Annotated in this window: 13 protein-coding genes; 2 read left to right on the forward strand and 11 right to left on the reverse strand. The window is 45.5% G+C overall.

All coding sequences use genetic code 11. The features are described 5' to 3' along the window. Positions 1–21 precede the first annotated feature (21 nt). Positions 22–597: a hypothetical protein gene (locus tag AC3FZD_RS10835; RefSeq protein ID WP_488740139.1), complete on the forward strand. Its 576-nt coding sequence runs from the start codon at positions 22–24 to the stop codon at positions 595–597. 180 nt (positions 598–777) lie between these two features. Further along, complete coding sequence (locus tag AC3FZD_RS10840) at positions 778–3504, forward strand: hybrid sensor histidine kinase/response regulator (RefSeq protein ID WP_488740140.1); 2727 nt, start codon at positions 778–780, stop codon at positions 3502–3504. 18 nt (positions 3505–3522) lie between these two features. Here AC3FZD_RS10840 and AC3FZD_RS10845 read toward each other — a convergent pair whose 3' ends face one another. The 11 genes from AC3FZD_RS10845 to nifK all read right to left on the reverse strand — a co-directional run bounded on the left by AC3FZD_RS10845 (position 3523) and on the right by nifK (position 15400). Continuing rightward, the gene (locus AC3FZD_RS10845; RefSeq protein ID WP_488740141.1) at positions 3523–4107 is read right to left on the reverse strand and encodes a Uma2 family endonuclease; all 585 of its coding nucleotides are present in this window, start codon (positions 4105–4107) and stop codon (positions 3523–3525) included. 74 nt (positions 4108–4181) lie between these two features. Further along, positions 4182–6038 (reverse strand): molybdate ABC transporter permease subunit, encoded by a 1857-nt coding sequence (gene modB / locus AC3FZD_RS10850; RefSeq protein ID WP_488740142.1) that lies wholly within the window; start codon positions 6036–6038, stop codon positions 4182–4184. 108 nt (positions 6039–6146) lie between these two features. After that, on the reverse strand, positions 6147–6356 hold the full coding sequence (locus AC3FZD_RS10855) for a TOBE domain-containing protein (RefSeq protein ID WP_488740143.1): 210 nt from the start codon (positions 6354–6356) through the stop codon (positions 6147–6149). 93 nt (positions 6357–6449) lie between these two features. Then, the gene (gene modA, locus AC3FZD_RS10860; protein WP_488740144.1) at positions 6450–7232 is read right to left on the reverse strand and encodes a molybdate ABC transporter substrate-binding protein; all 783 of its coding nucleotides are present in this window, start codon (positions 7230–7232) and stop codon (positions 6450–6452) included. Positions 7233–7319: 87 nt separating this feature from the next. Next, entirely contained in the window at positions 7320–7622 is a 303-nt protein-coding gene (locus tag AC3FZD_RS10865; RefSeq protein WP_488740145.1) for a hypothetical protein, read from the reverse strand. Between the two features lie 141 nt (positions 7623–7763). Continuing rightward, positions 7764–8906: a homocitrate synthase gene (gene nifV / locus AC3FZD_RS10870; protein ID WP_488740146.1), complete on the reverse strand. Its 1143-nt coding sequence runs from the start codon at positions 8904–8906 to the stop codon at positions 7764–7766. A 61-nt stretch (positions 8907–8967) separates the two neighbouring features. Beyond that, positions 8968–10263 (reverse strand): nitrogenase cofactor biosynthesis protein NifB, encoded by a 1296-nt coding sequence (gene nifB / locus AC3FZD_RS10875; protein ID WP_488740147.1) that lies wholly within the window; start codon positions 10261–10263, stop codon positions 8968–8970. Between the two features lie 257 nt (positions 10264–10520). Beyond that, the gene (locus tag AC3FZD_RS10880) at positions 10521–11918 is read right to left on the reverse strand and encodes a nitrogenase component 1 (protein ID WP_488740148.1); all 1398 of its coding nucleotides are present in this window, start codon (positions 11916–11918) and stop codon (positions 10521–10523) included. Between the two features lie 48 nt (positions 11919–11966). Beyond that, the gene (nifE, locus tag AC3FZD_RS10885) at positions 11967–13316 is read right to left on the reverse strand and encodes a nitrogenase iron-molybdenum cofactor biosynthesis protein NifE (RefSeq protein WP_283754773.1); all 1350 of its coding nucleotides are present in this window, start codon (positions 13314–13316) and stop codon (positions 11967–11969) included. A gap of 329 nt (positions 13317–13645) precedes the next feature. Further along, positions 13646–13963 (reverse strand): (2Fe-2S) ferredoxin domain-containing protein, encoded by a 318-nt coding sequence (locus tag AC3FZD_RS10890; protein WP_488740149.1) that lies wholly within the window; start codon positions 13961–13963, stop codon positions 13646–13648. A gap of 63 nt (positions 13964–14026) precedes the next feature. Continuing rightward, positions 14027–15400 (reverse strand): nitrogenase molybdenum-iron protein subunit beta, encoded by a 1374-nt coding sequence (gene nifK, locus AC3FZD_RS10895; protein ID WP_488740150.1) that lies wholly within the window; start codon positions 15398–15400, stop codon positions 14027–14029. Positions 15401–15465: the final 65 nt, after the last annotated feature.

Consider the following 15465-nt stretch of genomic DNA (forward strand, 5'->3'; position numbering starts at 1 on the left):
TTTTTAAGGTTTAATTCCCACATGATTGAATCGAGTTTTGGCATTCAATGGACAATCCATACTTTGATGGGATTTCTCCTGAGTCTGTTGCTGATTGAAATTGGCGAACGACCAGATATAGGAGTCCTAGAAGGGTTGATTGGAGGCACAATCATTGGCATCCTGCAATGGATGGTGCTACGCCCCCATCTGAAGCAGTCTGGATGGTGGATTGCAATCAGTGCCATCAGTTGGGGAATTATGGGATGGAGTGGTTTAGGGGCAGTAGGTTGGATCGCCCCCAGAACCCTAAATATTTCCGTGCGCTTGCTCTATGGTTTTTGGGAAGGGGCAAAAGTGGGCTTTGTTCTGGGTGTGGGGCAATATGTGCTGCTCTCCCATCAGGTTCCCCAAGCCTGGCGTTGGATTCTTGCCAGTGTCCTCGATTGGGCGATCGCCTTAGCCTGTGGTTGGGCCCTCGGAGGTCTCCTGCGCCTTCAGTTTCGTCAATTTCTCGGAGATGTAATTGGCTTAGGATGTGCCTGGTTACTTGTGGGAGGCTTAACCGGTTTTGCCCTTACCCTATTATTGAATCGTCGCAAGTCTGAAAAAAATTAATCTTTTTCCTCAGATTCAAAGTGTAAGAATCACGTCATTTTAAGGTGGAAAAATTATAACTCAGAATTAACTTCATCTTAACGTTGGGTTGCTTGAATGAAAGGCATTATGCAGCAATTTCTTAGCTGCCATCGCTCAGTAAGTTGAATTGTTCTTGTATTTTCACTCAACGTTCTTGTCATGACTCTACCTCGCCCCACTTCTCCGGCTTCTTCCCAAATTCCTCTACGTTGGGTTTTAATTGTACCCTTTGTACTGCAAATTTTTGCGGCTGTGGGATTAACGGGCTATCTCTCCATTCGCAACGGACAACGAGCAGTTAATGAAGTAACGGAGCAACTCCGGAGCGAAGTGTCTAGTCGTATTGAGCAACGGCTAGACTCCTATTTAGAAATCCCTCATTTGGTGAATGCTCTGAGTGCTAAAGCCATTCGTCGCTTTAACTTGTGGAATTTAGACAATATGAGTGCCATGCAAGGCTATTTTGCGGAGCAACTGATTCAATTTCCTAATCTGAGTTATGTGGCGTTTGGGGGAGAGGAACGGGAATTTGCGGGAGCAGGACGAGGAGATGATGGTTCTTTGGTGGCTGATTTAACAGATGGCAGCACCAATTTTGTTAACAGGGTTTATGAGGCTAATTCTCCAGGAAAACCGGGTAAAATTCTTGAAGAAGACCCAAATTACGATCCCACGCTTCGCCCTTGGTATCGAGCCGCAATAGAAGCCAATCAAGCGGTTTGGACAGAGATTTATCTAACGTCTAATAAACGCCCAGTTTTTTCGGCTGTGGAGCCGTTTTATGATTCCCAAGAGATTCTACGCGGAGTCTTGGTTGTGGATTTGAGTCTTTGGGATATTAGCGCGTTTCTACAAGGGTTAAAAATTGGCAAAACAGGACAAGCGTTTATCATCGAGCGCAATGGGTTTTTAGTGGCTTCGTCAAATCCGGAAGAACCTCCGGTTGATGAAAAGGGAGAACCCCAAAGGTTACCTGCTTCTGAAAGTGAGAATGAGCTAATTCGAGCGAGTGCTGCGTCTTTGCAAGATGAGTTTGGCAGTTTAGCGGAGATTAGAGAAACGAGACAGTTTAAGTTTACGATTGACGATCGTCCCCAACTGCTGCAAGTTACGCCAATTCGGGATAATCGCGGCTTAGATTGGTTAATTGTGGTGGCAGTACCAGAATCGGATTTTATGGCGCAAATTGATGCCAATACCCGCCAGACGATCTTACTCTGTTTGGGCGCTTTGGCGATCGCCACCATTTTAGGAATTTTCACTTCTCGCTGGATTGCCCGTCCCATTTTACACCTGAACGAGGCATCCCAGGCGATCGCCTCTGGAAACTTGCAACAAACCCTTACCTTGCCCGGAATTAAAGAGTTGCAAAGTCTAGGGCACTCTTTTAACCAAATGGCCCAACAATTACACGATTCTTTTACTGCCTTAGAACAGAGCAACGAAAGGCTCGAACAACGAGTTGAAGAGCGAACGGCTGAACTTAAAGAAGCCAAAATTGTCGCCGATGCTGCTAACCAAGCGAAAAGCGATTTTTTGGCCAATATGAGCCATGAATTACGAACTCCGCTCAATGGAATTCTCGGTTATGCCCAAATTATGCACCGCGCCGATGACTTAAATCAACATCGCAAAGGAGTAGATGTGATTGAACAAGCTGGGTCTCATTTACTCACGTTGATTAATGATATCCTTGATCTGGCGAAAATTGAAGCGCGGAAAATGGAACTTTTTCCTAAAGATATACATTTTCCCTCTTTTTTAGTCGGAGTAGCGGAAATCGCTCGCGTGCGGGCTGAAAATAAGGGAGTTACCCTAACCTTTGCCGCCGATGAAACCTTACCCACGGGTGTTAAAACCGATGAAAAGCGGCTGCGTCAGGTACTGCTGAATTTGTTGGGAAACTCAATTAAATTCACCGATCAAGGTCAAGTCATTTTCCAAGTTCAAAGGTTAACCTCGAATGCCGAAACCAATACCGTAAAACTCCGCTTTACGATCGAGGATACGGGGATCGGCATGACTCCTGAACAGTTAGAGAAAATTTTCCAACCCTTTGAGCAAGTGGGATCGAATTCTCGGCGCTCGGAAGGTACGGGGTTAGGCTTAACCATTTGCCGTAAAATTGTGGCGATGATGGGCGGTGAAATTGAAGTTAAAAGCACGTTTGGTGCTGGGACGACGTTTTGGTTTGATGTGGATTTTCCCCTGTCTACAGAATGGGTGAGCAGTGCCGCAGTCTCAGAACAGGGTAAAATTATTGGCTATTTAGGAGAACAGAAAAAAATTCTGGTGGTGGACGATCGCCCCGTGAATCGAACCGTAATCGCAGAAGTCTTAAAACCCCTAGGCTTTTTGGTTGATGAAGCGGAGAATGGAGAAGAGGGATTAGAGCGGTTACCAGAGTTTCAACCGGATTTAGTGATCACGGATATTGTCATGCCCATACTCGATGGGTATGAATTAGCCAGAAATATTCGCGCATATCACTCAAAAGAGTTACCTATTTTAGCCGCAAGCGCCAGTGTATCTTTAGCCGATCAAAGTTTGGCGATCGCCGCCGGATGTAATGATTTTCTGGAAAAACCGTTAGATCTAGAAAAATTACTGATTCGCTTGCAGAAACATCTGCAACTCAGTTGGATCTATGAAGAAACTGAATCTGCATCAGAAACCGAAGCCCAAGATCTCCAAATTCCCCCTGAATCCGAATTAGATCTACTCTATCAAGCCACTAAAATTGGAGATATTGAAGCCATAGAACAGAGAGTTCAAGACTTAAAAGCGCAAGATCCGATTTATGGCTTATTCTGCGATCGTATCCTGGCCTTAGCCAATGAGTTTGATGATCAAGGGATTCTGGAGTTCTTGGACTCAGTGGGTTGATTTTTAAATCATAATCGTTTAATCAGACTTATGCCATAAATTGGAAACTGATAAAGTAAACCCAGGTAAGACCGTTTTACCGTCTAATATATCGGGTTTAATGCGCTTTTCTACCTCCTGAGATGGACGATAAATTTCCACCGTTTGCCCTTGAATATCGATCAACCAACCCAGACTAGCCCCGTTGTCTAAATATTCTTGCATTTTGGCTTGTAGTCCTTTTAGAGAGTCGGTTTTAGAGCGCAATTCCAAGACAAAATCGGGACAGAGGGGAGGAAAAGTATCTTGTTGTTCCGGGGTGAGCGCTTGCCATCGTTCGCGCTGTACCCAAGAGACATCAGGCGATCGCGCTGCACCATTGGGTAAACGAAAGGCAGTAGAAGAGTCAAAGACTTCTCCTAGTTGAGTTTCGTCATTCCAGACGATAAAGCGGGCAGTAAATCGGGCATTGCGTTTGCCAGTATTTCCTCCAGTGGGGGGCATAACAATCAATTCTCCAGTAGCGGTTTGTTCCAGACGCAGATCGCGGTTAGCTTGTGCAAGTTGGGCAAACTGTTCTGGAGTCACTTGTAACTGTTCGGGAATAATTAGGGTTTGTATCATCTCCCTAGCCTACATTTTCAGGGTTATTCAATATTTTACCCATGACCGATGACCAACGCCCAGGGCAATGAGGGTTAATTTTTAATTGAAGGGGGAGAATTGAGCGATCGCCCCTTCCATTCACCAACCCTTAACTCTTGCAGTAATATCAGTTTTTCCGGTCGTAAACGAACGTACCAGGGAAAGCTTTTGGCTTGCAGACTTTCCCATTTCTCCTTAAACAGTTCTGCCTGAAGATGATAGTCTCGGTGATGATTCGGGGGACGATTTAAGGTGAGATATAAGGTCATCCGGTGGGGACTTTCGCTGGTATCAGCCAACCAGCAGGGAAAAGTATTTTCTTGCTCGATATGAGGAGTAAAGGTGAGATGATGCGCTCGGATGGCAACTTGAGTGAGGGTATCGGGTATGGGTTTATGGGGGGTTAAGGCACAATTCCAATCAATGGCTAAAATTTGCCCCTCTTCAGTGAGAGTCGCGCGGGAGAAGTTTTTGCAAGCGGTGATCCGAGCGACGGGTTCATAGCGAGGTTCGGTAAAGATGTCTTCTTTGGTTCCAAAGGCGATCGCCCCCCCCCGATCTAAAACCAACAGATTTTGGCAGATACGATAGGCTTCTTCTAAATTATGGGTGACAAAAAGGCTCACTCCCAGATAACTATCCAGGCGATCGACCAATAATTTCACCATCTGTAAATGCAGATAGCTATCCAATGCAGAGCAAGGTTCATCTAAGAGTAAAATATCCGGTTGACTGGCTAAAGCTCTGGCTAAGGCGACTCGTTGTTGTTGTCCTCCAGAGAGTTGCTCCGGGTAGCGATCGCCGAATCCTGATAAGTATACTGCTGCTAGTTGCCCTTCAATATCCGCAAGAGTGGGTTTAACCGACTTAGGAATACCAAAGGCAATATTTTCGGCAATGGTGAGATGGGGAAATAGGGCATAATTTTGGAAAACAAACCCCACGCGACGCTCCGAAGCCGGTAAATTAATCCCCTGTTCCGAGTCATATAAAACTCGACCATTGAGAACAATGCGACCAGAATCTGGGGTATCGATACCCGCGATACAGCGTAAAATCAGGCTTTTTCCTGCGCCCGAACTACCCAATATTCCTAATACTTGGCCCTTATCGCTCGTAAACGATACATCCAAACCAAACTCACCTAGTTCTTTGCGAATCTGCACTCTTAAATAGGGTTCAGAGTCTAGAGCAATGTTAGGATAGACCGACCAAGATGGTAATGAAACCGAGGAAACTATCTTGCCTTTTTTTTCCTTAAATTTGCGCCCTAAATTGACCCCCGTCACCATCAACAAAGACAGCCCCATCATCACCATGCACCAAAACCAAGCCCTTTCCATGGAACCTGATTCCACCGCCAAATAAATCGCCATCGGGATCGTTTGGGTTTGGTTGGGAATATTTCCCGCTAACATTAATGTCGCCCCAAATTCCCCCAAGGCACGGGTAAAGGCTAGAGTCGCTCCCGCCATCAAACCCGGAAACGCCAGAGGTAAACTAATGCGCCAAAAGATACTTTTTTCGCTTGCCCCCAGGGTTTGAGCCGCTTGGGGAATCGTGCGATCGATTTGTTCAAAAGCAGCTAAGGCTGTTTTGTACATCAGGGGAAACGCCACCACCGTTGCTGTAATGACGGTCGCATACCAGGTAAAGACAATGTGAATATTAAACTGGGATAAAAAAGAGCCAATGGGGGTATTTTTTCCGAATATCGTTAATAGAAAAAATCCTAAAACAGTGGGAGGCAAAACTAAGGGCGATAAAAAAAATCCATCCAATATTGATTTAGCTTTTCCCCGATAGCGGAATATCCAGTAAGCGGCTATTATTCCTAGGAAAAAGGTAATAACTGTAGCAATACTTGCCGTTTTGATGGAGATAAATAAAGGGGAAAAGTCATCGATCATGGGAAGTCTGTGGGGGAGTGGGGGAATGGGGGAGTGGGGGAATGGGGAAAGTCCCTCTCCCGTGGGAGAGAGCATATCCTGTTGCACAACTCATTGAGACTAGCAATATTAATCCACAGCAAACATTACATCCGAAGCTTTAATCACAGCAAATGCCTCTTTTCCTTCCGCTAACCCTAAGTTTTCTGCGGATGATTTCGTAATGACTCCGGTTACTTCTACACCAGGAGCAAGTTCTAGGGTAACTTCACTATTTACCATTCCAGTAACTACTTTTTTTACCGTTCCTTTGAACGTATTACGAGCGCTAATTTTCATAATTTTATTGAGTTGATAAAGTCTCTCCCATTTTATCAAGATTCACTGGAGAAAAGCGTATCAGAGAGAACAGATTTCAGGATTTTTTACAGGTTATTGAGCCGGTGTAAATCCGTAGTCTTTGAAGAGCGATTGTGCGGTATCCGTCACGAGAAAATTAATAAAACTTTGCGCTTGTTCAGGAGATTTGCTTTGCTGCAAAACGGCGACAGGATACAGAATGGGAGAATGGGAGGTTTCCGGAGCAGTGGCAATGATGGTTATTTTATCGGAGAGCATGGCATCCGTTTGATAAACAATTCCTGCATCAACATTACCCGATTCGACATAAAATAAGACTTGTCGGACATCTTTAGCCAGGATAAATTTAGGCGCAAGTTTTTCATATAACTTGAGCTGGCTTAACACTTCTTTGCCATATTGTCCGGCGGGAACCGTTTCTGGATTGCCGAGGGCAATTTTTGTGATTTTTTCACTGGTTAAGTCGGCAAAGTCTTGAAGGGGTTGACTGTCTTTTGGAGTGACTAACACCACTTGATTTTTGAGGATATTTTTCCGAGTTCCAGCTTTTAATAAATTTTTGCTCTCTAGGACATCCATTTGTTTAGGTGAAGCAGAAATAAAGACATCAACGGGAGCGCCTTGTTCTATTTGTTGTTGCAGGGTTCCGGAGGAACCAAAGTTATAGACAATGAGGGTATTGGGTTCCTGTTGTTGATAAGCTTGGGCAATGGGAGCCATCACATCCTGAAGACTAGCAGCGACAGAGACGGTTAATTGGGTTTGGGTTGAGGCTTCAGGAGTGCTGGCACTACAGCTTATACAAACGGTAAGGACTAGGGAAGTGATAAAATAGAAAAATCCTCGTTTTTTCATAACTGTTACCTCAAAGGTTTAAGAAGATTGAAATAACCCAGATCAACGAGAATTTTTTAAAAGTTAGAAGCGTCAATAACGACTAGCCTAGAGTATAGATTTGGTCAACTTTCTAACGGCTTGAAAATGCTCGAAACTGGGGGCTTCAATTTCTCCGGCTGCTAACTTTTCTAGTTCATTGGCTAAACGACGTAGATAGTCAGCTTGTTTTCGGATTCTGTTACTGATACCGGTATCTCCGGAGGCTAGACATTGCGGACAGACATCGGTGATATACTCATCAGAATTGCGATAGGCTCGCGCAATGACTTCTTCAGCGAAGAAAATCGTACCACAGAGATGACATTGACATTTTTCATCAAAATAGTTATTTTCTAACTCAATTTTCATGAATCGTTTCCTCAGAAGCTTTCTGGTTATGGTATTGGCCACTACCATTTTAACAACTTCTTTATAATTCTAGGGGAGAGAGGAGGGGTTCAAAGTAAGGGTATCCTGACAAAAAAGCTTAAAGGAAGCGGTAGGTTAAGACTAAAAGGAATGGAGTTGCTCTGTTTCTGGCAACTTCCTGTTATTTAAAAGCTCTAATACCTCCTCTTGAGTTAATCCGCGCTTGAGTTGAATGGCGAGAGAACGCACTTGCCCAAGCAATCGTTGAATTTCTTGTTGTTGGAGGGTAATCTGCTGCTCTTGTAGTAAGCTGTACAATAGCGATCGCCCGGAATGCTTGCCTAAGACTAAGCGGTGCTGTAATCCCAGTTCAGCCGGATCGTAAGGTTGATAGGTGTGAGGATTTTTCAGCAAGCCATTCACATGAATCCCCGCTTCATGGGTAAAAGCATTATCGCCAACCACCGACTTCCAGGGGGGGAGAACATTTCCCGAAGCTTGCTGCACCAACTGGGAAATATCCCGTAATCGATGGGTATCAATTCCTAGTTTTATCCCATACAAATGTTTGAGGGCAATCACCACTTCTTCTAAAGCAGCATTTCCCGCTCGTTCTCCTAACCCATTCACGGTGGTATTGACAGAAGTGGCTCCCGCTTTGACTCCTGCTAAAGTATTCGCCACTGCCATACCTAAGTCATCATGGGTATGCATTTCGATGGGAAGGGTAACCTGTTGTACCAATTGACTAATTTTATCATAGGTGGCAAAGGGATCGAGGATGCCGACCGTATCGCAAAATCGAAACCGACTCGCTCCCCAGTCTTGAACCTTTTGCACCACTTCGCTCAAAAATTCGGGATTCGCACGGGAAGAATCTTCTCCTCCGACAGCCACATAAAATCCGCGATCAATCGCAAAACCAATACTTTCCTCTAACTGTCGCCAAAATTGAGACAGCTTGCCACCAAACTTAACCTGGATCTGAAGTTCGGAAACGGGAATAGAGATATGGACTCTATGCAATCCACAGGCAAGAGAGGCTTGGATATCGCTAATTTTAGCCCGATTCCAGCCCATTAACTGAGCCTTGAGTCCTAAATCAACGATCGCCCGAATCGCATCCGCCTCTTCGCCTCCCATCACTGGAATTCCCACTTCCAGCTCTGGAACTCCCATCCGATCAAGCAACTGGGCGATCGCCACTTTTTCCGCCAGAGTAAACGCTACCCCAGCCGCTTGTTCTCCATCCCTCAAAGTGGTGTCATTAATATTAATGCTCATCGATCAAATTCTCCTCTAATTGGGTTTCTAGAAACTCCAGGCGTTTGCTCTCCCCATCTCCCTATCCACAACCCAAACCATCCCCTTGACATTCAGAAGCGGCTGCGGCAAATTTCGTGCATTCCGTCTGTTTGCGCCGCTTGAACTTGGACAGATCTTCTCCCTCATAAACCGCTTTCAATCCCAGATTAATAAACCCACTCAGTTCTATGGGAGTAATCCCACATTGACTTAAAATTTGTTTAGGATTATCTCCCATTCCACTCGCTAAAATTGCCCGACAATCTTGCAAATTATTCGCCAATTTTTGCCAACGCTCAAATCCAGTCCCCGACTCTGGCGTTAACCGTTCTTCCACCAAATTAAATCCGGTTTCCGTCTGTTCCCAAATTTGCAATTGCAGCGCTTGTCCCAGATGCTGATTGACCAAAACCCCTTCAACCGTAGCCACAGCCACATAGGGGCGATTATTCGATTTTTGTGGAATTTTTCGTTCAGAGGAAGAAGCCAAACAACCAGCAAATTCCTGGGATCGATCTTCGCCCAATAATCCCACTGCATCAGCCCGACAGCGAGTACAATGGCGCATCTGTGGCAAATATTCCTCACACTCTTTGCGAATTTGATTCATCATCCGTCCATTGGGTTCTGTCAATTCCTCAAAGGGTGTATCTGGAGTGGGAAACATGGCCATGGCATTGAACAAATCAGCCCCTAATTCCGCCGCTTTTTTCGCCACTTCCACTACATGATGGTCATTAATTCCTGGCATGACAATACAATTGATTTTCACCGTCACCCCGGCTGCTTTTAAACCCTTAATCGCTGCCAATTGCCGCTCTAGCAGTAATGTAGCTCCTTTTAAGCCTTGATAAACGGTCTTTTCATCCCGAACCCAGCGATAAACCTTGCGGGTAATTTCCGGATCAACTGCATTCATAGTCACGGTCACATGACTGACCCCAATTTCAGCAATTTTAGCAATATATTCTGGCTTTAAATTCAGTCCATTGCTGGCCAAACAGAGGATTAAATCTGGGTATTCTTCCCGCAACAATTCCATAGTGCGTAAAGTTTCCTCTGGATTCGCAAAAGGGTCACCTGGCCCGGCAATTCCTGCTACTGTAATTCGCGGTTCTTTCTCCAATACTTGACCCATGTAATAGAGGGCTTGTTCTGGAGATAACACATTACTGGTTACTCCTGGTCGGCTTTCATTGACGCAATCATATTTGCGATTGCAATAGTTACACTGGATATTGCATTTGGGCGCAACGGGTAAATGGACTCGCCCATATTGTCCTTTGACATTGACATTGAAGCAAGGATGTTTTTCGTAATCAATTGTGGTAGTCATTTTCAGTTCTCCATGATGGTTGATTTAAGCTGTGAGGAATATCAAGATTTTTCGCTGCTATGGGGTAGATTTTGATCCCCCTAAATCCCCCTTTTTAAGGGGGACTTTCTTGTTCCCCCCTTTTTAAGGGGGGCTAGGGGGGATCTTTTGTGGGTGTAGCTAATTACAGCGCTTTGATCGCCCCATTCCCCCATTCCCCCATTCCCCCACTCCCCCACTCTCCCATTCCCCCCCATTCCCCCATTCCCCAACTCTCCCTACAAATAGCCATATCCAACAGGGGAATCAGTTTGTTTTTTTTCGATAATGGCGTTAACGATTTCATCGAGAAGGCGCTGGGTTCCTCGATAGCCAAGGTGTAAAATACGCTGTCCTCCGAAGCGATCGTGAATGGGGAAACCGACGCGAATCATGGGGATTTGATGTTTACGAGCTATGGGATATCCTTTGCTGGTTCCGATGATTAAATCGGGTTTAATTTGGTCAATTTGTTCGCCAATTTCGTAGAAGTCCACATTGTCGCGAACGGAGATGGGTTCTTTGAGGATATCTGCGGTGACAGCTTCGATCGCCGGAGAGAGTTGGCCGCTATTACCACCGGAGGCACAGAGGATCGGTTTAATACCCACTTCTGCGAGAAAAGCCGTAATTCCTACAACTAAATCTTCCTCTCCGTAGACTACCGCCCGTTGACCAAAGAGATATTTGTGAGCATCCACATAGGCATCGACTAACCGTCCCCGTTCCGATGCATGAATGTGGGGAATGGGTTGCCCGGTGAGGCTTTGCAGGAGATTAAAGAGGCGATCGCTCTCTCGCAAACCCATGGGGAGTCCTAAGCTATGCAAGGGTATATTAAAGCGCTTTTGGAGGACTTCTCCACCGGTGTCACCTGTGCCTTGTAATACCCGTCCGAACTCCAAAGTGGCGATCGCCCCATCCATCGCCCGAATATCAGCAACCGGAGTTCCCCCTTCTGGAATCGTCAGATAATCCAGTTGCGCTGGCCCATCCAAAGTATCCGAAAAATCCGGTAAAATTGTGCTTTTAATGCCAAAATCTTGCACAATTTCTCGCAAATAGCGCAGATCCGCCGGAGACACTAAACCCGGCAAAACATTAATCGAAGGAGCATGAGTAGAAGGCGAACTTTCCACCCCTGCCAACTGCTCAATCACCGCTTTAACCGTCGCATGAAAACCTTCCGCATGAGTACCGCTATAACTCGGAGTAGAAACCCGTACCAATGTCGGTAAAGGCTCCTCTCCTTGGCCAAATTCCTGTTGAAATTCCAACAAGAAGCGCCTCACATCATCACCAATGGTTTCCGTTAAACAAGTTGTGGCAATCCCCACCACATCCGGATGGTATTTATCCATCACATTAAGAATCCCTTTTTTTAAGTTCGGCCCACCTCCATAAACCGCATGTTTTTCACTCAGAGAAGAAGAGGCAATATCAATCGGTTCTCGGAAATGACTAATAATATAGCGGCGCATATAAGTCGCGCATCCTTGAGAGCCATGCAAGAAAGGAACACACCCTTCTATACCTCGAAAAGCAATACAAGCCCCCAAAGGTTTACAGAGTTTGCAGGCATTCGTTGTGGAGACATAAGCCTCAGTTTGGTGCTTAATTTTTAAGGTTTTACTCATGATTTTACCCGTTCCCAGATTGCCGTTGTCAAAATCAAAATCAGTGGCTTACTTCGACTGAGCGCGTCGAGGCACAAATTGCCAAATCGGAGACATCACCGTAGAATGAACTTCTTTGGCAAAATTGAGCATTCCCACAAATCCTTCTAGGGCTTCTTTCCGTTCATGGTTGTGGTCGCAGAATCCAATGCCCAGTTTATAAGCAATGGGCCGTTCTTTAACTCCACCGACGAAAATATCCACATCCTTTTCTTTCAAAAAATCAGACAATTCTAAGGGATTAGAATCATCAACAATAATAGTTCCTTCATCAGTGATTTCATGGAGTTCTTGATAATCAGCTTGGGTTCCCGTTTGTGACCCCACCATTACCACATCCATACCCAATAACCGGAAAGCTTTTACTAAAGAAAAAGCCTTAAATGCTCCTCCCACATAAATCGCTGCGGTTTTGCCTTCTAAGTCTTTGCGATATTCATTTAACTGGGAATAGAGCGTCGATAATTCAGAGCGGACTAACTCTTGCGCTCGTTGCAAAATACTCGGATCGTCCTCAAAAAAACGAGCGACTGAGTATAAAGCTTCTGCCATATCTTCCACGCCAAAATAAGAGACGCGCAGGAAGGGTACACCATAGTCTTCTTGCATCAGTTTGGCGAAGTCCATGGTTGCACCAGAACATTGCACCACATTCAAGGCTGCACCATGGGATCGCTGAATATCTCCGATTCGTCCGTCTCCGGTAATATTCGCCACGACTTGAATACCCATCCGCTCAAAATATTCACGGATAATCCAAATTTCTCCCGCTAAATTAAAGTCACCCAAAATATTGATACTGTGGGGAGAAATCCCCGTCGTATCCCCCATTCCCACCAACCGAAACATGGCTCGACAAGCGGCATTATATCCCGCTCGTTTATTCCCCTTAAAGCCTTCCGACTGTACGGGAATAACAGGAATACCTTTTTCTTGGCTGACTCGTTTACAAATGCCTTCTAAGTCATCGCCAATAATGCCCACAATGCAAGTCGAATAGACAAATGCACCCTTGGGATCATGGCGATCGATTAATTCACATAAGGCTTGGTGAAGTTTTTTCTCCCCACCAAAAATCACATCCCGCTCTTGCAAATCTGTGGAAAAACTGAGCCGATGTAATTCTGGCCCAGAGGACAAAGCGCCCCGAATATCCCAAGTATAAGCCGCACAACCAATGGGGCCATGCACTAAATGAATGGCATCAGCAATGGGGTAAAGAACGACGCGGGAACCACAGAATACACAAGCTCTTTGACTAACAGCACCAGCCAAACTTTCTTTATTGCAAGCAAACTCAAAAGGGCTATCACCTTTGCGGTGAATTTGTTGCTCTCGCTCTCTTAAAATTCCAGTCATCGCTTACGTCCTCATGAGAAGTAATACAGCGTTTCGCGCCCTCTGTGGGGGAATGGGGGAATGGGGGGAGTGAACAACAGACTCAATCTAGCGAGTGAGCTATTCTGGCTATCGTTAAAAACCGCCATTTATGTACCGCATAGCAGAGGAAACTGCTTTAAGAAGGGCGCATGGCTTGCGCCCTTGAGGTTATAGCAGTTTGCTTGGCTATAAATTAAGATCCCCCTAAATCCCCCTTAAAAAGGGGGACTTTTGTTTATTTTTATCCCCTTAAAAAGAGGAATTTTTCTTGATCCCCCCCTTTCTAAGGGGAGTAAGGGGGGATCTCTTTACGTGGCAAATAAATACTCTTCAGCCGGTTTATTCTCTTCAAGAGCATCGAGAATTTCATCGATCGCATCTTCGTCCACTTCCCCATACCAGTAGTTGTCGGGATAGACCATCATCACCGGGCCATGATCGCAGAGCTTCAGACAACCGGTAGAAGAGACCAGAACATTATCGAGTCCGCGATCGATTAATTCACCTTCGAGATACTGAATTAAACTCACAGCTTTCTTTTTATTACAAACGCCCTGAGCTTCTCCCTTAGTTCTGAAGGAATTACAAACAAAAATATGGTGTTCGGGTTTCGTGAATTTACTCATGATTGACTCCTGATTCAGATGCAGAGGTTGAGACAAGCTCCCTGGTTCAGGGAGCCATAAATCTTACAGAACCAACTCAAAGATTTCATCGGGATCATCCCGGTCTTTGCGTTCCAAAATTGTATTGATGATGTTGCACAACAGATGCATACTGCCCTTGTAACCGACAGAGGGGAAGTAGCTATGACCCACTCGGTCAAGAATGGGCCAACCAAACCGGACTAAGGGAATATCTTCTGCACGGGCAATATGTTTACCATAAACATTGCCAATCAACAGATCTACAGGATTTCCCTTGATCAGTTGATGCAGATAGAACAGATCCGCATCATCTTTGACGATCGCATCCGGAACCCACTCTTGCAGGATTTCTTCACACCTTGTCCGGAAATACTTAGAAGCCGTTCCCGTAATCACATATACCGGTTTAGCGCCACAACTGACCAAAAACTCCGTTAAAGGAACCATTTGATCCGGGTCTCCAGCCAAAGCCACCCGCTTACCATACAGATACTGTTGCATATCCGTCATCAGGTCTACTAAGCGACCCCGGTCATCTTTTAAACACTCTGGAACCTCTGCACCGGTGGTTTCTAAAATAGCCTGAATAAAGCGATCCGTTGCCGCTATTCCAATCGGTAAATCCAGCAAATGATAGGGAACTTTACATTTAATTTCCAGTTCCTTCGCCGCTTGTTTCGAGGCATCCGGCCCCAAGGCCAGAGTGGCGATACTATCTCCAGTCGTATGCAACGCTTCCACCGGAGTTCCCCCTTTAGGATACATCTCAAACGTTCCCGTTTGCGGCGTATCCACTACATCACTGGTATCCGGGAAAACCACGGATTTTACCCCCATTTGATCCAACAGATGCTTAATCTGGCGAATATCCGACGGCTCTACATAGCCTGGAATCACATTAATTTGCTGTAAAGGAGTTTCCGTTTTCTGGGAAAGATACTTAACGATCCCAGCCGTCATATTCGACCAACCCGTAATATGGGTTCCTACATAACTGGGGGTATTGGCATGAATCACCACTTTACCTTCCGGGATAATCCCACTTTCTCGCGCTTCCCGAATCAAGGTAGGAATATCATCGCCAATCGTTTCTGACAGACAAGTGGTATTGATCGCAATCACATCTGGGTCATAGAGTTTATACATCGTAGTAAACGCTTGACGCAAGTTCGCGCCACCACCAAAGACGGCTGACCCTTCCGTAAATGAACTGGTGGCCGCCATAATCGGGTCGCGATAATGGCGAGTGAGGTGCGATCGATGGTAAGAACAACAACCTTGTGAGCCATGGGAATGGGGTAAGCATCCATGAATGCCTAGTGCCGCATACATAGCCCCGATCGGTTGACAAGTTTTCGCTGGGTTGACCCGTAGGGCTTTGCGTTCTACAACTTCTTTGGGGGTTGCTTCTAACATGGTGTTCTCTCCTTATGAGGATGAATGAAGGGTGAGAGTTGCAAAGGGTAGGGCCCAAACACAAA

It is taken from the genome of Roseofilum sp. KMC-1, from assembly GCF_057802075.1.